This window comes from Paenibacillus sp. Mc5Re-14 (assembly GCF_001049835.1).
In the GTDB taxonomy this organism is placed as follows: Bacteria; Bacillota; Bacilli; order Paenibacillales; family Paenibacillaceae; genus Paenibacillus; species Paenibacillus polymyxa_C.
Genome location: NZ_CVPD01000001.1, coordinates 5,376,745 through 5,398,452, shown reverse-complemented (window position 1 = coordinate 5,398,452; position 21,708 = coordinate 5,376,745). Strand labels below are relative to the sequence as shown.

15 protein-coding genes and 1 pseudogene are annotated in these 21,708 nt (G+C 43.4%); all 16 read right to left on the bottom strand.

Features of this window, described 5'->3' with window-relative positions; genetic code table 11:
* Positions 1-33: 33 nt before the first annotated feature.
* A complete protein-coding gene (ppsA, locus tag BN1546_RS24405; RefSeq protein ID WP_090739022.1) occupies positions 34-2,652 on the bottom strand; it encodes a phosphoenolpyruvate synthase in 2,619 nt (872 codons plus the stop codon).
* A 343-nt stretch (positions 2,653-2,995) separates the two neighbouring features.
* Positions 2,996-3,889: a carbohydrate ABC transporter permease gene (locus BN1546_RS24400; RefSeq protein WP_025677286.1), complete on the bottom strand. Its 894-nt coding sequence runs from the start codon at positions 3,887-3,889 to the stop codon at positions 2,996-2,998.
* Between the two features lie 13 nt (positions 3,890-3,902).
* Entirely contained in the window at positions 3,903-4,817 is a 915-nt protein-coding gene (locus BN1546_RS24395; RefSeq protein ID WP_090739021.1) for an ABC transporter permease, read from the bottom strand.
* Positions 4,818-4,880: 63 nt separating this feature from the next.
* Positions 4,881-6,617, bottom strand: a complete 1,737-nt coding sequence (locus BN1546_RS28075; protein ID WP_090739020.1) for a type 2 periplasmic-binding domain-containing protein — start codon at positions 6,615-6,617, stop codon at positions 4,881-4,883.
* 269 nt (positions 6,618-6,886) lie between these two features.
* Positions 6,887-8,308: a response regulator transcription factor gene (locus tag BN1546_RS24385; RefSeq protein WP_090739019.1), complete on the bottom strand. Its 1,422-nt coding sequence runs from the start codon at positions 8,306-8,308 to the stop codon at positions 6,887-6,889.
* Entirely contained in the window at positions 8,305-10,017 is a 1,713-nt protein-coding gene (locus tag BN1546_RS24380) for a sensor histidine kinase (RefSeq protein ID WP_090739018.1), read from the bottom strand. Before BN1546_RS24380 ends, BN1546_RS24385 begins: the two co-directional genes overlap by 4 nt.
* A 389-nt stretch (positions 10,018-10,406) precedes the next feature.
* Entirely contained in the window at positions 10,407-11,909 is a 1,503-nt protein-coding gene (locus tag BN1546_RS24375; RefSeq protein ID WP_090739017.1) for an alpha/beta hydrolase family protein, read from the bottom strand.
* 552 nt (positions 11,910-12,461) lie between these two features.
* A complete protein-coding gene (locus tag BN1546_RS24370) occupies positions 12,462-13,991 on the bottom strand; it encodes a right-handed parallel beta-helix repeat-containing protein (RefSeq protein WP_090739016.1) in 1,530 nt (509 codons plus the stop codon).
* 372 nt (positions 13,992-14,363) lie between these two features.
* Positions 14,364-14,474 (bottom strand): DUF6254 family protein, encoded by a 111-nt coding sequence (locus tag BN1546_RS28070; RefSeq protein WP_255305530.1) that lies wholly within the window; start codon positions 14,472-14,474, stop codon positions 14,364-14,366.
* Positions 14,475-14,576: 102 nt separating this feature from the next.
* Entirely contained in the window at positions 14,577-15,236 is a 660-nt protein-coding gene (locus tag BN1546_RS24365; RefSeq protein ID WP_090739015.1) for a nitroreductase family protein, read from the bottom strand.
* 272 nt (positions 15,237-15,508) lie between these two features.
* Positions 15,509-15,958: an RrF2 family transcriptional regulator gene (locus tag BN1546_RS24360; protein WP_090739014.1), complete on the bottom strand. Its 450-nt coding sequence runs from the start codon at positions 15,956-15,958 to the stop codon at positions 15,509-15,511.
* A gap of 122 nt (positions 15,959-16,080) precedes the next feature.
* A pseudogene (locus BN1546_RS28065) lies at positions 16,081-16,279 on the bottom strand (hypothetical protein); the annotation flags it as partial.
* 95 nt (positions 16,280-16,374) lie between these two features.
* A complete protein-coding gene (locus BN1546_RS24350; RefSeq protein WP_090739013.1) occupies positions 16,375-18,783 on the bottom strand; it encodes a cellulase family glycosylhydrolase in 2,409 nt (802 codons plus the stop codon).
* Positions 18,784-19,264: 481 nt separating this feature from the next.
* On the bottom strand, positions 19,265-19,504 hold the full coding sequence (locus tag BN1546_RS24345; protein WP_249930840.1) for a hypothetical protein: 240 nt from the start codon (positions 19,502-19,504) through the stop codon (positions 19,265-19,267).
* Between the two features lie 315 nt (positions 19,505-19,819).
* The gene (locus BN1546_RS24335; protein ID WP_090739012.1) at positions 19,820-21,001 is read right to left on the bottom strand and encodes a DUF4272 domain-containing protein; all 1,182 of its coding nucleotides are present in this window, start codon (positions 20,999-21,001) and stop codon (positions 19,820-19,822) included.
* 58 nt (positions 21,002-21,059) lie between these two features.
* Entirely contained in the window at positions 21,060-21,431 is a 372-nt protein-coding gene (locus tag BN1546_RS24330; protein WP_014599790.1) for a hypothetical protein, read from the bottom strand.
* Between the last annotated feature and the right edge of the window lie 277 nt (positions 21,432-21,708).

Sequence of the window (21,708 nt, the reverse complement as noted above, 5' to 3'; positions counted from 1 at the left end):
TTCCAGTCGCTATCGTTTCCCCTTATTTATCCATTACAAAAATTCGATATACCCTTCTGTTCCATGCACGCGAATTCGTTGCCCATCTTTTATCAGTTTGGTCGCATTCTCCACTCCGACAACGGCTGGCAAGCCATATTCACGTGCGATAACAGCTCCGTGGGTCATCAGTCCGCCCACCTCCGTAACCAACCCTTTTATGGATAAAAACAATGGAGTCCAGCTGGGATCAGTAAAGGCGGTGACTAGTATATCGCCATCTTCCAGATCAGCCCCTTCTATATTCAGGAGCACACGTGCCCGCCCCTCTACAACACCCGAAGAAACAGCGAGGCCTACAATAGCTTTAGCGGGGATATTTTCTCGTTTGTACTGACCCGTAATGATTTCGCCATCAGACGTGATAACACGTGGCGGAGTTAGTTTTTCATATAATCTATACTCGTCTTTGCGTTTGTCGATGACCTGGTAATCCAGTTTATTTGTGCGTATGGTTTCCTGCAATTCTTCAAAAGCGAGATAGTAAATATCTTCTTTTTCATGAAGAACGTTGGCTTGTACGAGTCGTTCCGCTTCCTTTAGTAAAGCCTGTTTATAAATGAAGTAGCGACTAACAATGTCGTATTTCGGATATTCACGATAACCGATGAAATTTCGGATCTGGTCGATCATTTGTTTTGTCTCTTCAGCTTTTTGTTCACCATCCGGTAATTGTTTCAATCGGGCTAATAAATCCTGTTCTTTTTTCATTGCCTCCTGTTGCCCTTGCTCAAATTTTCGTTTACTAGCGCCAGACTCAAGGTTTTTGATGTTACTGAGGATCATAGGTACCAATATATTTGGTTTTTCACTCCAGCGTGTTCTTGTAATATCGATCTCCCCGGCACATCGCATTCCATATTTGTCTAGATAAGCAGTAATAACATCACGCACCTGCTGTCCACCTTCGAATTGAACCAGTTCTTCTAAAAAGTTATCATCCTTTACCTGTTGTAAATACTCAATTATTTTCGGGTAGGGACGAATCACATCTGCAACATCCAGTAGCTCCATACCCATTTCAGAAGTGACGTTGTTAGGTACAGATAGGGAAAGTGCGTCTGCTACGTTTTTTTCACCTAACCATTCATCCATTTTTTCATTGATCCATGCTGAAGCATGGATGGCGGACATAATCACACTCAAGTTTTTCAGATCTGACGCACGCTGCCTCCGTTGCTGCATATCTTCCAGGATACAATCTAATACATCCAATCCTGATTTCGTTTGGATGTTATGTTTTAAAGCTGATAACGATGTCTCACTACTCTTAATCAAATCGGCAACAATTGCCGGGTCGTTTCCTGCTTCTGCCAGAATATCCGCAGACGACATACCCTTATGGCTTTTAACGGGTCCCGGTTCGCTTTTGTCAGATGGGTCCAATTTTATGAAATCTCCCCGCTCTATGATGGTAATAAGCGCGTCTTTTATGAGCGGATCGGAGTGTCCTAAAACATCCAATAAATTTTGCCTGCCATCTGGTGAAGCCAGACCCATCGTGATATCCACAAACAGCCTTCCACCACCAGTTTTAAACATGGGTGTGGCACCTGTTAACATCCAAACAGATATTCCCAGTGGTTTAATAGGATCAGTCATCATTTGCTGATGGCCGACAGATACATACACGTGATTCTCCTGGTCATTTGCTTCAGGAATGGGATATAAAGTGGTGATCGGCCGGCTCTGGACAATATAAAATATATCATCAGCCAAACACCATTCGATGTCTTGGGGGCAGCCGAAATGTTCTTCGATCTGTCTTCCAATGCGTGCCAGTTGTAAAATTTGTTGATCCGTAAGGGTTTGCGTCTTTTGCTGATCAGGATTGAGCTGCTTGGTCTCTGTTCCGCCTTTTTTCCGTCCATAAATAGCCATTTTTTTGGTTTCTATCCTCTTGCTGACGATTACCCCATTCTGTACTTGATAACAATCTGCAGATACCAAGCCGGAGACCAGCGCTTCTCCAAGTCCGAAACTTGCATCGATAGAGAGCAGCTTTCGGTTGCCATTGATGGGATCAGCGGTAAATAAAATCCCTGAAGCCTGTGGGAACACCATCCTTTGAACGATGACAGATAAATAAACTTGACTGTGATCAAATCCATTCTGCATTCGGTAAATTACCGCGCGTTCCGTAAATAAAGAAGCCCAACATTTGCGGATATGCTCCAAGATGGATTCTTTGCCGATAATATTTAAATAGGTATCTTGTTGACCAGCAAAAGAAGCATGCGGCAAATCCTCAGCAGTCGCACTAGAACGCACGGCATAAGCATATTCATCACCAAACTGGGAGAGATAGTGAACAACTGCTTTAACAACATCAGAAGGAATGGCTACTTCCATAATGGCCTGTCGAATCTTCTTGCTGATATCATCAATTTGTTCTCGATCTTCTACTTTAAGCGTAGCTAGCTGATCCAGAAAAGCATGAACTATTTCGTTTTGTTCGATGGCTTTTTGATATCCCAATGCTGTAACACAAAACCCTTTTGGCACTTGTATTCCTTCCATTTTGGTTAATGCCCCTAAGTGCAATCCTTTTCCACCAACAAGCAAAAGCTGAGTGTTATCCATTTCTTGAAAATCGAGAACCAGTGAATTCATTCAACATCTCTCCTAACCATTAATATAGAGAAAAAAGCGAACAATCATGATCATGCCTAGTCACCGCCGAAGTAAGTCGCCGCGTACTTCTTCTCAAAACCGCTTGATTATGTACGCAGCCTGATTGCACATTCCACCTTCCTTTCTATTTTCTGGGGGGGGTAAAAAAACATTGACAAATCAAAGTTCTAGATGTACTATAAAAATAGGGATAATATTTTTTCGGTTGTTTATATGATTTGTCAATAACGCTATCGATTATATCATAGCTATTTTTTGTGTTCAATTATTTTATATAAAAAGAGATGATCCTTGAATTTATCAGGGTCATCTCTTTTTGTGATTACTCTTTTACCGATCCTACAACAATTCCAGTCACAAAATATTTTTGAAGTAACGGATAAATCAGCAGTAGCGGGATGACAGCGACTACGATTTTTGCCGCATTTAGATTTTTGTTTGAAATTTCAGTCAAGTTGCTGAGTTGTGCTGAGTTGGTGCCGGATTGAAGAAGTTCCGCAATATTCACGTTAAGGGACTGAATATACGTCATGAGCGGATAATTGCTGACTTGAGTCATATAGATCAAACCGCTGAAGAAATCATTCCACGTTCCCACGATACTGAATAGTGCTACCGTCGCCAGCGCAGGGATGGACACGGGAACATACACTTTGAACAGGACCTGCAACGGACTCGCCCCATCGATGAATGCTGCTTCCTCTAGGGCCTTAGGTACAGCAGAGAAGAAGTTCATGACAAGGATGACACTGAATATAGGGACAGCTCCTGGTAGAACAAGCGACCAAATTGTATTGAGCATATCGAGGTTTTTGATCAATAGATAACTCGGGATCATCCCACCGCTGAACAGCATGGCAAAAATCATGACGTTCATATAAATGTTTCTGCCCTTAAATTCTCTTTTTGACTTGGAGAGCGGGTATGCCATTAGAACAATAAGAATCATGTTGAGAAGAAGTGTAAGCACAACACGTAGAACAGATATGCCAAAGGAACGCCAGAACTGAGCATCATCGATAATTTTTGTGTACGCTGCGGTTGTAAAATTGACTGGTATAAGACCTACAGCATTAGCTGACACAGCCTCGCTGCTGCTAAATGAAATCGCAACGATATTCCACAATGGAAGAAGGCAGATCAATGCCAGCAATATGACGATGGCATAGATGACTAACCCGCCAATTCGATTTTTTTGGCTTACAGAATATGACACAGGCATCGCCTCCTTAAAATATTTTTCGGTCGGTGTATTTTTTGGCCAATTGGTTGGCTGACAATAGCAAAACAATACCAATCACTGACTTGAACAGGCCAACAGCCGTACCGAAGCTATACTGTCGCCCAACGAGTCCAATTCGATATACATAAGTATCCAGAATATCTCCCGACTCATAGACAACTGGGTTATACAGATTATAAATTTGATCGAAGCCGGCACTCAAAATATTGGTCAGACTCATCACTCCCATGAGCAGGATAATAGGCAGCATGCCTGGCAACGTAATATGCCATACTTTTCTCCACCAGCTGGCTCCATCCATTCCTGCCGCTTCATACAGACCCGGATCAATCGAAGTAATTGCAGCCAAATAGACGATGGAACTGTAACCGAACTCCTTCCACACGTCTGTCCCAATAATCAGCGGCTGGAACCAGGTGTTGCTGCCGAGAAAATTAATATTCTCCAGACCGAAAAAGGCCAAAATTTGATTCACACTTCCATCTAAACTGAACATGTTAACAACCACGGACGCTAGAACTACCCAGGACAGAAAGTGTGGCAGATAAACAATTGTCTGCACGGATTTTTTAACGAATTTGATGCGGATCTCATTTAACAAAATGGAAAAAATGATAGCCATCATTGTTCCCAATAGAATCTTGGCAATGGCAATCACCAACGTATTACTAAAAACCTGTGCGATGTCCGGCAGCTTAAACATATAAATAAAGTGCTTCAGCCCTACAAATTTGGAGCCTAACATTCCCTTGGCTGGTATATAATCCTGAAACGCCGTAATGACACCGACCATCGGAACATAGCTGAATACCAGCAAAAATAAAATACCCGGAAGCATCATCAGATGATATATGGCACCCGTGCCGAAAAGGATTTTTGCTTTATCGTTTCCCTGTTTCATGGATGGACCCCTTTCCTAAAAGCAGGGCTGCAATACGCAGCCCTGTTAGCAGTTCAAGATTGTTTATTTTTTGGATGCAACCTCGTCTTTAATTTCCTGAATTACCTGGTCACCGCCTTGCTTCTTCCAATTGCTAACGAATGTATCGAAGTAATTCAGAGATTCTGCGCCAGTCACAATTTTGATGAAAGATTCCTGCTCCATCTTGGTCAGATTAGCCCATGTCTGTTTCATGCTTGGTGTAGTTCCGGAGAAAGCGGGTGTCATCCAAACGAATTTGTTTTCCCGTGTCAGTTTGTCAATGAGTCCCACTCCGTTGATACGCGAGTGATATTTCGACCAGGCTGTTACGTTATCCGTATCCATATTACTTAAGTAAGTCTGGATACTTTTAATATTGTTCTTTGATTCTGTTGTCCGGACCTGATCCAAACTTATCTCTCCTTTAATCCCTCGAACGATATCAGAGTAGTCATCCAGTAACGAGGTCGCCGAGTTGACTTCAATATTAAACGGTCTGGTAGAACCGTCTACGCCGTTCTCTTGATACTTGGCAGCTTCTGGCATAGATGTTCCCACATTTTTATCATTTGCCAGTTTATCGTAGAAAAGGTTTACGATTTTAACGGCGAGTTCCGGGTGTTCGTATCCTTTTCTTACAACGATAAACTGATTAGCTGGATTGGCGTGTGCCACGTTTACCTTTCCATCTGCATCTTCCAAAGTGTAAGCCGTGAATTTCGCATTCTTATCCTTCTGCTTCACGTTGCCCAGACCCCAGTCGGGAATATGCCATGGTCCAAAAGCAATACCGCATTGGCCGTTGGTGTACAGTGCCGTAATATCATCAAATGTGCGTGTTCCAAATTGCGGATCGATGATGCCTCTCTTGAACCAATCTGCCATGACGCCTAGCATCTGCTTGGTTTCCTCTGTTGTTGAGCCATAAACAATGCTGCCGTCTTTACCCTTCATCCAATACTGAGGGAATGAACCCTTCGTTGAGGCAACTCCAAGCATGGTATAGGCAGAACCATTATAGTCAGTTGTATTCAGGGTGTTCACAAAGGGAATACCTACCGGTTTCCCGGTTTGACCCGGATCTCTTTTCAAGAATTCCTCGGCCGTTTTCTCCACATCTTCCAGCTTGATGGTACCATCTCCGTCTGCATCAAGCTGGATTCCCAGTAGATCCAGCCAATCCTGACGAACCCAGACCATGGTTGGTGCGGAATCTAGGGAAGTAGCTGGAAGCGCCATTAAACGTCCATCTATCGTCGCATTGTCTAACGCCCGGCCCTCATAAGAGTCGTAAATATTCTTGATATTATCTGTGGCATACTGTTTGTAAATTTCCGTCATATCTTCAATCAGATCATTATCAACCAGTTCTTTGAGTTCATCCTTGGAATCGACACGCATCATGTCAGGCAGTTCTCCAGAGGCGATGGCGAGCGAAACCTGACGGCTGTAATCTTCTCCGTTGGCTTCAAATTGGTCTTTAATCTGAGCGTTAAACGCTTTTTTGACCAGTCGAGTATACGCATTGTTCTCATACGAATCTCCAGCCGGCAGCTTCGGGTTGGCCGTAGTCACACGACCCATCGTGACGGTTATTTCGTCTTTATAGGCACTGAATGGGTCTCCGGGTGTTACCTCATATTTGCCCGCTTCCTTCGCAGTGGGAGGGTTGGATGAAGCCCCACAGGCTGCAAGGGTTGAAATCATTAGGGCAGATATCGACAGTACGGCCAGACGTCTCGTCAACAATTTGCTTTTTACGGACCATTTAGTTGTCATCTCATTCGATTCCCCTTCGTTGTGAATATTTCTCTATCATTGTTGTTTACGCTTTCATTATAAAACTCGATGAAGACAAAACGAGATAGGGATTAAACGTCTGTTTGGATAGAAAAATGTATGCGGTTTCACGCCAGGCAGTGAAGTCATACTTGGCTTGTAAGCATTTATCCTACCTGCCGACATACATTTGTCTATCTTTACTTACTAACCAAAGTGAAGCACAAAAAACCGGCAGCTCCTATCAGGAATCTGTCGGCTTGACTGAATTATAAAAGAGTACGCTTTTTATCCCCTCTGCCCAGCTGTCGATATTCACTTGGAAGCAGGCCTGTCAACTCGCGGAAAATTCGGCTGAAATATTTTTCATCCGTATAACCCACTCGCTCCGCAATCCAGAAAATCTGATTATTTGTATTCAATAAATACTCTTTAGACTTCTCTATTCGTATAAAACGGGAGTACTCATTAAAGGTTTTCCCCATCAGATCCTTGAAGCATTGACTGAAATAGCTTCGGCTGATGTTCAGTTGCCGGGACAGACCTGAAGCAGTAAAAGCTTGATCCAAATCATTTTGCATGATCATAATCGCTTTTTTCACGGCGTCTACAATTTCCTGTGAATACGAGGTCTGTTCATCTGCCTTACGAATGTCCACAGAGGTCTGCTTGATCCAAGCTTCTACCTCGTACCACGATAGAAAAGAATGGATCATTGAGATTCTACCAAGCGTAGTCTCGGCAAAAAGGTGATTCCATTCCATAACTATCGAGTATAGCAATCCCATCAACTGGCTTTTTTGCAGTCTTAGTGATTTGAACTGTTCAATCAGTTGGTTGTAGTAACTGTCGTTATGTGTCCATGGTGATAGAAACCAACTTTGCTTAATTCGATCCATATCTTCATCCTGCGGTTCTATTGGAAATGATTCCTCCACATTCATCGAAACGGCAATGACAGGATCATAAGGGTCGTATGCATAGAATAAGGACGTTTCTGTATAATTCATAATCCAGTTTTGGATTTGCGACCACGTTCGCTCTTGTACATCGGACATAACTAGCAAGGCGCCTTGGGGAACTTGGTCCCGGTATTCCTTCAGTTTGTGGAACAGTTGATCCTCTAAGTCCATGGGTGCCGCCCACATCCAACTGTTCCGTTCAACCTCCCATCGGATCTCATCTACACTGGATGTCGGTTCAATCGGCCAGCTCTGTCCTAACTTGCGATCCAGTGAAACAAGTGCATACACATGGCGGTAATGGACATTAGTCTCACTAAGCAGCGGCAGCTTTCGTTTTTTATTCGCCAGCTCGTCAATCCGGATATGTATTCGATGCAGCACGTGTTCGAATTGCTCCTTCTCGAGCTGAACCTTGGCTATATAGTCGATGGCTCCCAGCCTGAGCGCTTCCTGGATATAATCGAAATCTTGATGCAGTGTTAATACGACAATATGAAGCTCTGGATAGAGTTGCCTTGCAGCTCGCATCAGTTCAATACCTGACATCACCGGCATCGCGAGATCCGTCAACATCAGATCGACTGGTTGAGATTTCAGAAAATCCAGTGCTTTCAACCCGTTACTTGCTTCTCCTACAACTTCCATATTGAACTCATTCCACGGCATCGCAGAGCTTATGCCTTTTCGTACCAATTTGTCGTCATCCACAATCAATACTTTAATCATCCCCGAACATCTTCTCCTTTGATAGGAAGTATGAGCAGAATACTTGTCCCTGTACCCAATTCACTTTCGATCACCAGTTGTGCTTGATCTCCGTACTGTGCCCTCAACATGCGGTGAACATAATTGAGTCCGATGCCCATCCCTACTTTTTTATGTTCTGCTATACGATTGTTCAAGAGTTTTTGAATCGCTTCCTCGGTCATGCCGGCTCCATTATCCTGTATCAGAATATTCAGCGTTTTGGTGAGTGTAACTTCAATCTGAATAAAACCTTCGTCACTCAGTCCATGATAGAGAGAATTTTCAACCAACGGTTGCAGAATAAAACGAGGCACAGGTATTTGAAGCACATGGTCATCCGCTGAAATACGCACGTCAAATTCAAAGTCATATCGAATTTGCTGCAGGACTAGATACTGTCTTAGCGCATCAATTTCCTCTTCCATCGTCGATACTTGCCCTAATTTACCCAAATTGTAATACAACAGCTTGTTCAAGGATTGCACCAACTTGTCAATCTCCCCTTGTCCATTCATGACGGCCAGCCAATGTACAGTATCTAGCGTATTCATCAGAAAGTGAGGATTGATCTGATATAACAATTTTTCCACTTCCAAATCTGCACGGATCTTCTCTTTCTGCTGCACTTCCTTGAACAGGTCACCGATTTGATGCTGCATATTTGAGAATTCTCCCAATAGAAAATCGAACTCGGGAATATGAGTGCGGGTCTGGCTACCTGCCTTTTGTGGATTCTGAGACATTCCGTTAATTTCCGAATGGAACAGACCGAGTGGCTTGTAGACCATCTTCCACAGAAGCCAAGCAAGAAATACAGTAAAGCCGAGAAAAAATAAAGCGACCAGTAATATTTGAAGCAACCACTGGTTTTTCTCCTGTTGATACTTAGCCTGCGAAATTACCGAGATGACGCTCCAATTCTGAGCGGAGTCCTCCTTAAACCAATGGTAGTCACGGGATATTCCGTCTTTTGCAGCACTTTTTGATAAGCTGAAGAAATTCTCCCCCACTTTCATCGTTTCCGGAATTTCACTGTAAACAATTTGACCTTCACCATTCAGGATCAAATGCGATAAAGCTCCTTGGTATTGGTTGTAACCTAGTATATTCTGTGTAAGACGAAAGCCGGATTCGACGTAAATATATACATCGTCCCTTTGAGGCAGTTGTACCTTTCGCATGGCAGATAAAACGAGTTGGTCATTAAATCGGTTCATACTGATATGGGGACCATAGTACGCAATGCCATAAGATTTGAAAAGCACAGGCAAAGACTCAGGGGCAAAACGATCTTTGATGGGAAAGTTAGCGAACTGTGTAGCGCCTTCTTTCTGGAAATAATATAAGGTCAAGCCTATATTCGGATTAGTGAACGTTACAACATTTAACTCATTCTTTAATTCATCTCTAGCCTCAATCAATTCAATTATATTGGAGGAAGGTTGCAAGACTTCATCCAGTTTTTTGCCTAAAGTACCGCTATATGATAATTGCTGAGTAACATGATTCAGATTGGTAATTGAATTTTCCAGTGATGAAGTTACCTGCTGTAGATTGCTCCTAATTCCATCATTGATTTTATTCACAAAAATAGAATCAATGGTATAATAAGAAATTGCAAATATACTGATAAAGGGAATAAACGCGCTGAGAAAAAACAATAAAAAGATTCTTTTTTTAAGTGTCATTCCGCCCCATTCTCCTTAGGTAAATAAAAGAGCAAGCCCCTGATTATGGAGCTTGCTGTTTATTGAACAACAGCTCTAGCAATTATCTTATTCCTCATAGGCAGCGACCTATTTGAGAATAGACAACATCTTCATCCGATTCAGACTGGAATAATCAGGATTTTTCCATCTCGGTGAGGTCCAATTCTGTTCATAATTATAGAATGATATTCCAATATGTCAAACGCTTTCATGGAATTCATAGAACTTATTCTCCCTTCCTCTTTGCATACATGGCATTGTATTTGTTCTTTTTAGACAAAGAAAAACTCCCCTTCAATTAGCGGTTTATTTATTAAACCTGTCTACTTGAAGGGGAGCATATCAAAATCGGTAGCCTGTTCCGTAATTTATAATAGCGAGGTTACGAACTTCACCTCCGGAAAGCGGCTATCCGGTCCTTTCATTAAGTTTCCGCCTTGATTTTTCAGATACCTATCGAAGAAATCTAGCATATAGACATTGATAACGGAGTTCGCTCTTTCGGGCGCAATCTTTCCTGTAATGCCCAGCATTTTGAAAATCGGAGAAATGAACTGTACGTCAGCGAAATTCAAATGCTCCGTATTTTCGATATAGAGGACTTGTCCCCCTTCGTCAACCGTTTCACGCATCCGTTCAAGCTCCAATTTTTTATCTTCCGTTACTTGATCCTCCCACTCTCTTGTTGATCCCATACGGTTAAGCTCTGCATCCGTGTAGACCCGATTATCCATTACCATTTTTAATTTTTCGAAATAGCTTTCCGAGTTGATGAACAAAAACGGCTTTCGCAGACCCTCTCTGTCACGCAGTCGATAAAGCCCTCCATCAAGGTCTATCCCGACTGCGATTCGCGGATCGTAAGAAGCGTCATAGGCCGTCGCTCCACCGATGGAATGACCGAACACCCCGACATGACCGAGATCAATCTTTCCTTTTAAATGACTTGGAATCTTCCCCGATTGGATGAGCTCGAATTGGTCCAGCGCAAACGCCACATCGCCGGTTAAAACTTGTCCCAACTTGTCGCGATTTCCTCTGCTCGTCTGGTAATCATGGTCGGGCGAGAATAAGTCGTTGGTTGTGCTGGTTGTGATTCGACCGTCCGGAAACTCGGTTGCAAATGTATTGTAGGTGTGGTCGATCACTGCCACCATATATCCGTGACTCGCGAGATATTCGGCTTGCGAGGTGTGGAGGAACCTGGAAGAGCCGTTGCCGGGATTCGCAAGGATCAGCGGGTATGAAGTCTGTGCCGAAGAAACTTCGGCCCCCGAATAAGTATGACTGGATACGTACCTCAGGTGTTGAAACGTAAACCCGGGAAGACCATAGTTCGCGGCCATATAACGTAAAATCTGGGTATCGGGAATAAAGGGAGCATACTTGCCAGTGCTAGCTTGAGCCGGATACCAGACCTGAACCATCAATTCTCTCTTACCATCTCTGGATTCGTCGAAAATCTCTTCCCTATTTGTATCCACGAAATGAAAAATTTGCGTTCCTACCTTAAATTCGCCTGTCGGTTCAGGTAGTTTAAATACAGGAAAAGCATACATAAGACCCGCTGTTACGACCAGCATTATCGCTATAGCGGTATAAGCTGAACCCAACATGAATCGTGGGATTTTTTTTTGACCGTTTTTTTTAAAATAGCTATAACCTGAAATGGCTAAAAAAATGATCGTTATGCAATATGGGAAAAATAGCTGAATTCTGTATCCTTCCACCGTCCAATGAATGACCAGTAAAAGTGTGGCAATACCGCTTGCAACGAATACTGGAATTCTACGCCGTCCTTTTTTTAATAGGAAGGTTAATGAAAACAAGCCGACGTTTGACAATAAAAGCAACAGTTCAAACAGCCTCATCTCGATTCTCCTTTTAAAAAATTTCTATTTTCGTTTGTTCTAATCTTATCCTGCCAGGTTGGCCTAAGCTATCGATTTGCCTTACATCAACCTAACAATTTTGTAATTCGATCTTGCGGTATTGGAGGACTCGTAAAACAGTAAGTTCAATCATTCAATCATATATGGAGAAATACGGGTATCGAGCTGAAGCGGTCTAATTGTTTATTTGCAGTCAATGCTATCAACCTTTCTCTATAGAAAAATAATGTTGCGCCTAGAATGCCTCTCCATAGCAACAAGCAATCGGTGATCATAATGTGACCCTCTAATTAAATGATAATAATTATCATTATCAATTATGGTGTATCAAGATCTACGGAAATTGCAAATACACAAATTGTGAATGCTATATATAAAGACAAAAGCCCTCGCATCTAGAGGGCTTTTGGAATAAATCAGCTATTCATTTGAGCCGCCTCAATCCGTCACTTGCATCAACGGAGTATCAGCACGCACAGGACTCCAAGAGAATCAGATTTTGCATAACCCCACAAAAACTCTAGTTTTGCTTCACTCATCTGCACCGATATTCACGGCCTTCCCTTTCATACGGGGTTCCCTGTCGATATCCTCGGTTCCGATGATGTCGTTATCCGTTGATCCGGAATTGATCGCTGGTGACGAAGACTGCAAATGGAAGTCGCCATTCGTGGCATTCACGAATTTAGGATCGGCAAACAGAGAATGCGCATCTTTGCCCGTTCCCGATTTGTACGTGGGGAATCCTGTATATTCTTTATCTTTCCAGGTCCAGTTGGCCCCCGAACTGCCACCAGGTGCAAAATATAAATTATAATCAACAACATTGCCCGAATTTTGAGTATATCCATTGTAGATCAACACATCAGTCGAACTGGCTACGAAAATATTGTTCTTGATCACGTTGTTTCGTGTATCATACTGAACCAAAAGCTGGCCGCTTCCGTCGTCCAATGTATCGTTCTTGTACAGCGTATTGTTCACGATCTTGCTGTTTACCGTTGAGCCACGCTCGTCATCGTAGCCGCCCATAGCGATGCCGGTCAACCGGTTGTTATATATCACGTTACTGCGGACCGTAATATTGCTGGTGGTTTTGCCGGCATGCTCGGAGGCAATTTCGACGCCGATGTCATTGTTATAGCTGTAATTCTGCTCGATAATGTTGCCCTTGCCCCCATCCACATAAATGCCGCCGGCCGAGTTGTCATCGCTCTTGTAGGATGGGTTATTTCGAACCGAATTATTGTACACTCGATTGCCTTTTACCACCCCGTTCCGCACCTGATCGTAAGCAGTATTCGGCGCGGTTCCTTCAAAGCCGATCAGATCGATTCCAATGTTGTCGTTATCGTGAATGAGGTTGCTGGTCACTGCAAAGCCGTTCACATTCCCGTTTAAAACAAGCGATTCGCTGGAGCCGAGCACGAGATTGTATAGTTCATTGCTGTTGATTGTAAGGTTGTGAATCGATGCAGGAGCTTTCGTGCCATAAACAGCGATGCCGTGAGCGTCCCGGCCTAGCCGGTCTTTTCCAGTTGGGGTGGCCGTGTTTTTGATGTCGTGGATTTTGTTATCAGACAGATTAATGAACCCCCCTGCACCGTGAACGTAAATGCCTGTAGGCACTGCGTTCTTGGAAGCAGTGGTAAAATTGCGGATTTCAAACCCTTGGATGGTGACGTAATCGACATCGGCCAATTCGATTAACCCTTCGTTCCCACTGACAGATAGTCCAGTACCGTCAACAATGGCGGTTTCCGTGCCATAGCTTGCGAACACGGTTGGGCCTTGCGAGGCGGAGCCAGAGCGGGTGATTTTCAGTTTCTCCTTATAAACACCACCTCGGACATAGACCTTGCTGCCCGGAGGGACTGTGTCGGCCGCATGCTGGAGCGTTTTCCACGGCGCATCGCTTGTTCCCGCGTTGGAATCGCTACCACTTGTCGCCACATAATATTCGGTACCAGCGGCAGAGGCGGCAGGAGTCTGCACATTACCGATTGCAAGGCCTAACCCCAAGCTTAAACCTATAAGCAAAATTTTACCGAATTTCTTCAAGAATTTTCAACTCCCATCCTAATTCAGCTTTCGTCAAACTAACGTTATCATCACTTTATGGCTTCTTGCAAGCGAAGAACATCCTCTACCGTCCATCGGCAGGCTTTCCGTACAAAAGTCGATAGCGCCCACACGCATTGGTGAATTGCAGTAATTCTTCGCCTTGACAAAGAAAGCTAAATAAAAACAACCCTGAAAATATGATGTATATTTTCAGGGTTGAACGGCTAACTCAATGTCTTCAATAACACTGAACACTCTGAAATGAAACTGTTGGATGCTGCCTGTATGAAGGGCCATTATGGTCACACACCATGAGAAGACTGCCGATAAATTTCATCGACAGCCCTTCTCTTCCAAGTAGTATACTCCTCAATATTGTTCGCTGGACAATTCCTTGAGCGATTTGATTTTACCATGGGGATGCTGTTCTTGCTTTCGTGACTTCCATGCAGCTTCTTTCCTTCTCTTCTGGTGAGCCATAACAGATATCCTCCTTTGGAAATTGTGAATATATACTACTTCCTTAAGTTGTCATTTCTCGCTTCTGTTCATTCATAAAATTAAATTCGTTGGGTTTTGTTTTTAGTTAACGGGCATCTCGTTAAAGAATGTGATATCGTCTATCGGCAGCCGAGTTGTCTGATGACCCGGTTGTGCCGCTTTACCGAGCGCAATCAGCATGATTGGAATGTATCGGTCACTAATACCGAACGATTGCTTAAGCTCGGCCGCATTATAGCCGCCCATCGCGACGGTATCGTAGCCGTGAGCACGTGCAACCAGCATAAGCTGCTGGGATACAATACCACCATCAATATGAATGACTTTATGAAGTGTTTCCTCTGGCAATGAAACATACGTATGAATCGATCTTTCCACGAACGATTTAGCGGTATCTTCCGCTATATAGCCGTGTTTTACTGCTTCGCCGAAAACTTCATCGAGCTTCTTATATCCTTCCGTATCACCAAGCACAACGATCACCGCAGCAGCCTCAGTAACCTGGGATTGATTGTAGGCGATTGGCTGCAGTTTTGCTTTCAATTCCTCTGTCTCAATAACCAAGAAGCGCCAGGGCTGAACGTTACTCGAAGAAGGCGCAAGCGTCGCTTCTTTCAGAAGATCCTTAATCTCCTCGTGAGACAGACGAACCGATTTGTCGTAATGACGCACAGAGCGGCGCTCGCGGATGACATCGGCGAACAAGGCGGAGCTCTGGCCAGTATGAGTTGAAGTTGACATTATGAATCCTCCTTTAAATAAATACTGTTTTTTATTCAGCACAGTTAAATCCAGACTAAGCGATTAGTCAAAGTTTGAATCCTATTAAAACGAAGTGCCTTGAAAAAATTCCAACAATATTTCCGCTTATGCGCACAGGTATAACTGTGTTCATTATCACACAGTATAACCTTAAAAATTAACGTTGCGCGCGGCTTGCGTTTAACTGTTGTTTATATTGCACAGTATAAAATCTAAGCAAGCCGCTGTCAACCGTCTTTTTCCAGGTTCATCTAAAGCTTGGCTTCCAGTTGATTGGCGAGATCAGCAATCGTGTACTTGCTTAATACTCCACGTATGCTATCGTCCATTTCTTGGGTAATATCCTCAAGCGTAGATTTCATACATTTACCGAGCGGATGCGTGCCAGCTGTCTCGGTAATACCAAAGGAAAGCCTGCTGTCTGAACGGAATACATCGTACACATCAACCAGTCGTAGAGACTCTGCCGGTTTCCTAAGGTGGTACCCGCCGTCACGGCCTTCCCGGGTTCCGATAAGCCCTTCCTTGGCGAGAACGGAAAGTATGCGGCGCAGCAAAGAAGGCTCCGACTGAAGATATTTGGCGAGTTCAATACTTGGACAAGCTATGCTTTTGTCCTCCTGCGACAATATAACAAGCGCTTGAACAGCCAGTCCAAACCACTTTGGGTGCTGAGTCGGTGTACAATACTCCTGCTTCAACCTTTACTCTCTCCTTCCAGCTTACTCTTAAGTAGTATGAGTAAATTGTACCGAATTCCCTAATATGCTGCAATAGACGAGCTTACATCCAATTTATATATTAAATATAGTATTGACTTCTGTGCAACAGCTTCTTTGAAAGATGGAAAGCTTAACACATGATCTGCGGCTTCACGCAATTGATTTGTAGTCAAGCTTTCCATTTGTAACTTAATGTCTGCTCCCATATTGGCGACTTGCCCTGCGATGATCGGCTTGATCCGTGTTCCCAAATGCCTCAAAACAAAGCTTATAGAAGTCAATTGCTTGGTTAAAGACTGTCTTGTTTATTATTCTTTTATTGTTTGTAAGCTGGCAGCTCATGCAACAAAAAAAGCTTGTTTTCGTACTGAACATTGTTGACTAACGTTAAATACTCATGGTTTACTGGATGACTGTTTGTTGGCTGAATCACTATAAACCGTGCTTAATTTTGATGTCGCCCTAATACCATTGGGACCTTCAATGATAATACGACCTTGTTCCGTTAAGCTTGATCCTTGCCAGTCAGTGGTCATATCTAAATAATCGAGACCCGGACTGTTTCCTTTCCAAGACCATGCAAGATAACCTACACCCTTTTGCTCAGCGTAACTCATAATGGTAGCCTCATCCACATCACCGCTCGTATGCTTAATGCCGAATTCTCCAATCAGCAGAGCTAGGTTTTTATTCAGTACATTATCCATATTGCTCTTTACTGTGGCGGCATTACCTCCGGCATATTCGTACATATGAATGGAGAACATCGTATTTTTAAGCGGATCTGCATTAAAGACTTCTTTTCCGTAGTCAAAAATAGATTGCGGATACTGTCCCCATCCTGCACCATCAACAATGATTGTGTTTTTGATGCCAGCATTTCTGAGCTTAGGTATAACAGACTTATAACCTTGCGCCCAGCCTCCGCCATCCCAAGTTCCATACCATTCGTTCGCGATATTGAGGATGACGGTGCTTTCTTTTCCAATGAGTGCACTTTTCATTTCAACCCAGTAATTAGCGATATTATCCAATACAGCAGCGCTGTCAGACCCTGTGCCATCATGTACTTCTAGAACAACGACCAATTTGTTTTGCTCTGATAAAGTGATTAAATTTTGTATCGCAGACAGATCATCTTTTGTCCATTGCTGACCATCCGACAGTACGATTCTGATGGTGTTCGCTCCCGTTTTTGCAATGGCAGGGATCGCTACAGACTCTTGCCCCTTATACCAGGTATAAGCGTGATTGATTCCCCTCATAACAAACGGATTCCCCTTGGCATCGTAAAGCGTTGTTCCATTAATATAAAAACCTGTATTCTCCGTTGTAGAATTCGTCGTAACCTTTAGGACATTGCTTGCTGTTGAAATATTTCCTGCTGCATCCCTGGCTTTGACAGTGAAGCTGTATGTTGTATTGGCGCTAAGCCCTGTCACCGTATAACTTGTCGTGGGGGTTGAATCGACCAAAGTTGTTCCATTATACACATCATAGCTGGTGACATCGACATCGTCTGTTGATGCTGTCCATACAAGGCTTACCGAAGTGTTTGTTTTGGAGTAGCTTTTCAGGTTTGCTGGTGCTGTTGGTGCCGTTGTATCAGGGGTTGAGTCAACAAGCGTAAACTTCCATTTCTGCTGATCATTTCCGTTATCCGTCCATTGCTGCACATTTGCCCCGTCATTAGTATAACCTCCGATTACATCCAGCGCTTTACCGCTAGATTGTACAAGCAGCTTATAATATCCACCGCCGACGTCAATCATTTTCCATTTTTGATTAGTTAAATCGCTGTCTGTCCATTGCTGTACACTAGCCCCATCTTCTGAAGAGCCTCCGGCCACTGTTAATGCTTTACCGCTGGATTGCACAATCAATTTATAATATCCATCGCCAACGTCAATGACTTTCCATCTTTGCCGAGCACTACCGTTGTTCGTCCACTGCTGCACCTTCGCTCCATCGGCAGTTGAGTCTCCTGCTTCCAGATTTTTTCCGCTATGCTGTGCCGTTAGTTTATAAGTTTCACCTGAGACAATATTTGTGTCAGCTACGCTGGTGGTAACATCAATCACATTGCTTGCATCTGACACATTACCTGCGTTATCTCTGGCTTTCACATAAAAGCTGTACGTCATGCTGGCTGTTAGGCCGGTAACGATGAAAGATGTCGACGCAATGGATCCTACGAGATCTGATCCTTTGTAGATGTCGTAGCTGGAAACACCTACATTATCTGTAGATTCCGTCCACTGCAAGCTTACTGTTGTATCTGATACTGAGGAACTGGTCAGGTTGGAGGGGGCTGTTGGAGGTGAGTTATCCTCCGGTTCATCAGCTGAATGCACTTCAAATTCCCAAAGGGAATATCCGTAGCTGGTAGCTCTTTCGATACCGTTCATTTTTACATATCTAGCGTCTGTTGCTTCGAAAGATATCTTATCGATTCCTCCATCTCCAGTCGTGGTGGAATAGACGGTAGTCCAATGACCATCATCCATCGATGTCTGAACTTGGTATGACTTCGCATAAGCGGCTTCCCAGTTGAGCGTAACGCCATTGATTTTGGTGGTGCTACCGAGATCTACACTTATCCACTGCGGATCTGAATATTGTGAGGACCATCTAGTTTGCGGGTCACCATCAATCGCAAAATCAGCCGCTTTACTCGAATCTTCGACGGAGCTTGCGGTTGCCGATTGGGTAAGCCTAGCATTTTCGAAAGCGCTCACATTTTTGAACGGCAACATACTCATCAGCAGTCCAAACAAAATCAAGCATGTTATGGTTTTTTTCATTCCCAAAGCCTCCTATTTACCATCATAAATAGCTAATGGTTACCCTTGCATTCTCATAGATTTCAATTCCATTCTCTATCCCTGAGGCACGGTAAAGTCTTCTCCTTTCCGATCATAATTGGGACCAAAACAAACAAACGTAGAACAACCCTAAAGTAACCGCTTTCTTTTACAACTGCAATTATTTCGCTTTAATAGATTTTCTGTATCGTTCCCAGCGATGAGATTTTATCAAAGCGACCTAAAGCATATATATTTTTGTTTTCCAGTACTATTCCTTGATGATTAAAAAGTTTTAAAATCTGTTTTCCTAACTCCATAGCATGGGTCCTAAAAGTGCAAAACAAGACAACTTTCTCCCAGCAGTTGTCTTGTCTAGTATTGTTATATTTGTATAATTGTCGATTCAACTCGTTATTCTCAGGATGTAATCTTGTTTACCAGAAATATAAATCGCTACCCTTGAGCTTGAACATAGCCTCTATGAAAAAATAATCGCCGTAAATGATGGATTGATGATGAAGTGGTCTCTAGGTTCTTCGGCTAGAAAAAGATGGATCGGCAAGTTCGGAGCTTCTGTCTCCAGAGTCGGTAACTTGCCGCCATGACTCAGGCGCAGCCAGCCGTCTTCAGTCCATATACACTTCTGAATCGCTGTTTCCCTGCCGAATGGATTCATTAAAGAAGTACCGGGAAAAGGCCGAGTACATAGATGGGCCATATACCATTCCCATGTTGCGTTTCGACCAGCGTCCCATGACCCGCCTGCCAGTAGAAGGATTAGAGCTTCTAGACATTGCTTTGCCGGATGGAAGCCTCAACTTTGTAAAAATGCTATCTGCGTCTACTACGTGAGGGATGAGTATAAAAACACTCCTTTCCGCTTCTTCAAGCTGGCCATGATTGAGCCGCAAAGTACGATGTTGAGATCAGTGAATTACGAATTTACGGTCAACGTCATGAATTTAAGTAAAGTGTCCCACACCAAACAATCCTCTACCTATTTGGTAGAGGATTGATGTTTCTAGACTTCCTATTATGTATCTGTGCGCACATCATCCCAATCCTGTCCCATGTAACTGGTGAGCCATTTAAGCACACGATGACGTTCATACACTACACCATCATCCAGATTTCCAGGGGCTGGCTGTTTATGAATGCGGCTATCCACACACATCCAGTCGTAACGATAAATTAAATCGGCTTCATCTAAAATTTCCTTGCTGCTGCGCAGCCTTGAGCTTGACAGAAAAGCCTCAAATGAGTCAAATTGCTGCAGCTTTGAAACAGACAACGGCACGTCGCAAATCCCAGTTGGGTCACCTAGCTTCTCAACATGGCCCAAAGCCCATAACAGAGTCCAAAAGCCTTCATAACGCCAGGAGAACTGGATGCCCTCCGACTCATCGACATCATCATTGGATAAGAACCTCTTCTCTTCCGGTGAAAAGAAACGGTCCGCGCCATACTGATCAGTCACTTGATTTATCATCCGTTTCGTATCATCCTTGCTTTCGCCCGCACCGATACACTCGCCTTTCAGTGCTACAATACACAAAGCAACGGCACGGCCAGCCACTTCCTTGAGAGAACGGATGCTGTCTGCGACTTCATCTCCTAGCCTGCCTGGGATCGGCGGCATTTGCGTAAAGCCTTGATCGACCAATTTCTTTTCCGACCGCAGCTTCCGCTCCATCCCGGATTCGCTAATTGGGTCCTCTCCGTGCAAATAACTGACATGAGCAGTAACTGTATAATCTTCCACTTCCGAACGCCCATTGACATCTAATAACAGACTTCCATCAGGTGCAAGCAAATTACCGCCACCCCAGAACATCAGCCCGTCCAACGAATTTATGATATCAAGTAATTCGGCAAAAAAGGCTTTAGATATATCCTCCTCGGTCTCCACACCAATCACCATATTTAGCGTACTCATCTTGATTAGCAACTTTTGCTGCAACTGTTCGTTTTCAGCAGGAATCTGACTGAAAAAATTTATCATTCCGTTAAGCATGGAGGCAAACTCCTCCGGATTCGTTTTGCTGGTCATTATGTTAAAGCCTTTGACTTTCTTATTAAACCAGCCTTTGCTTTTGACCTCAAATCTAGTTTTGCTTTCATTTACGTGTATCTTGTTATTGGGATAAATCGACTCTAATAGTCTCTCAACCTGATCCAGATCAAAGGTGGAGCTGTATAGCGCACAATTTCTCATGATGACCTCCTTATGGCAACACTACGAATAGTCCATGTTTGTTACTTGCTCGATTCAATTAACTCTGCAAAAGCCGATGCAGTAATGCCTCTCCCTCATTCTCAAACCTTCGCTGTTCCTTCAGGAATCCAGGAACATCTTGTAGCCGGGAAGGTCTGTACCCAGGACCGTCACATCCGCAGGAATGGTAAGAGTATCCGTTTTGGTACAAAAGCTCTACCTTTTTCCACTGCTTGATATCCGTTTGCTTCGGGGCCTGAAAATCATGCCCCATGTCATGCATGGGCGTCTGGCATTGCGGACAGACATGGACAATCCCCTCATATTCTTCCTTTGGAATCTCAAAGCGGGATGTTTGCTTATATACCTTCCTACAAGCAAAGCAGGCAAAGATATCTTTGTATGGACCGTACATTGCATATCTACACATATTTTCACCCTCTTCAAAAATTTCAATTGGTCTGATATTTTTCGCTCACAATTTAGCAATCTATAAATCTATTTTTGAAAAATTAAAAATACATTCACATCACCGTAGTATTAAGAGTACATAGATGTCAAGCTGATGTTTCTTTTATATTAGAACGACACTATAGAACTAATCAAGCTAAAAGGTCCATTCTAGCGCATTCCTCGCAGTAGTGATGTTATTTTTATAGCATTACTTGTTCAAGGCGCAAAATTATGTAGCATGATGTCTCAAAAGT

What these genes read in the sequence shown, in the direction of transcription:
- ppsA (WP_090739022.1), bottom strand. Translation starts at nt 2,652, where the DNA reads ATGAATTCACTGGTTCTCGATTTTCAAGAAATGGATAACACTCAGCTT.
- BN1546_RS24395 (WP_090739021.1), bottom strand. Translation starts at nt 4,817, where the DNA reads ATGAAACAGGGAAACGATAAAGCAAAAATCCTTTTCGGCACGGGTGCC.
- BN1546_RS28075 (WP_090739020.1), bottom strand. Translation starts at nt 6,617, where the DNA reads ATGACAACTAAATGGTCCGTAAAAAGCAAATTGTTGACGAGACGTCTG.
- BN1546_RS24385 (WP_090739019.1), bottom strand. Translation starts at nt 8,308, where the DNA reads ATGATTAAAGTATTGATTGTGGATGACGACAAATTGGTACGAAAAGGC.
- BN1546_RS24380 (WP_090739018.1), bottom strand. Translation starts at nt 10,017, where the DNA reads ATGACACTTAAAAAAAGAATCTTTTTATTGTTTTTTCTCAGCGCGTTT.
- BN1546_RS24375 (WP_090739017.1), bottom strand. Translation starts at nt 11,909, where the DNA reads ATGAGGCTGTTTGAACTGTTGCTTTTATTGTCAAACGTCGGCTTGTTT.
- BN1546_RS28070 (WP_255305530.1), bottom strand. Translation starts at nt 14,474, where the DNA reads ATGGCTCACCAGAAGAGAAGGAAAGAAGCTGCATGGAAGTCACGAAAG.
- BN1546_RS24365 (WP_090739015.1), bottom strand. Translation starts at nt 15,236, where the DNA reads ATGTCAACTTCAACTCATACTGGCCAGAGCTCCGCCTTGTTCGCCGAT.
- BN1546_RS24350 (WP_090739013.1), bottom strand. Translation starts at nt 18,783, where the DNA reads ATGAAAAAAACCATAACATGCTTGATTTTGTTTGGACTGCTGATGAGT.
- BN1546_RS24345 (WP_249930840.1), bottom strand. Translation starts at nt 19,504, where the DNA reads ATGGCCCATCTATGTACTCGGCCTTTTCCCGGTACTTCTTTAATGAAT.
- BN1546_RS24335 (WP_090739012.1), bottom strand. Translation starts at nt 21,001, where the DNA reads ATGAGAAATTGTGCGCTATACAGCTCCACCTTTGATCTGGATCAGGTT.
- BN1546_RS24330 (WP_014599790.1), bottom strand. Translation starts at nt 21,431, where the DNA reads ATGTGTAGATATGCAATGTACGGTCCATACAAAGATATCTTTGCCTGC.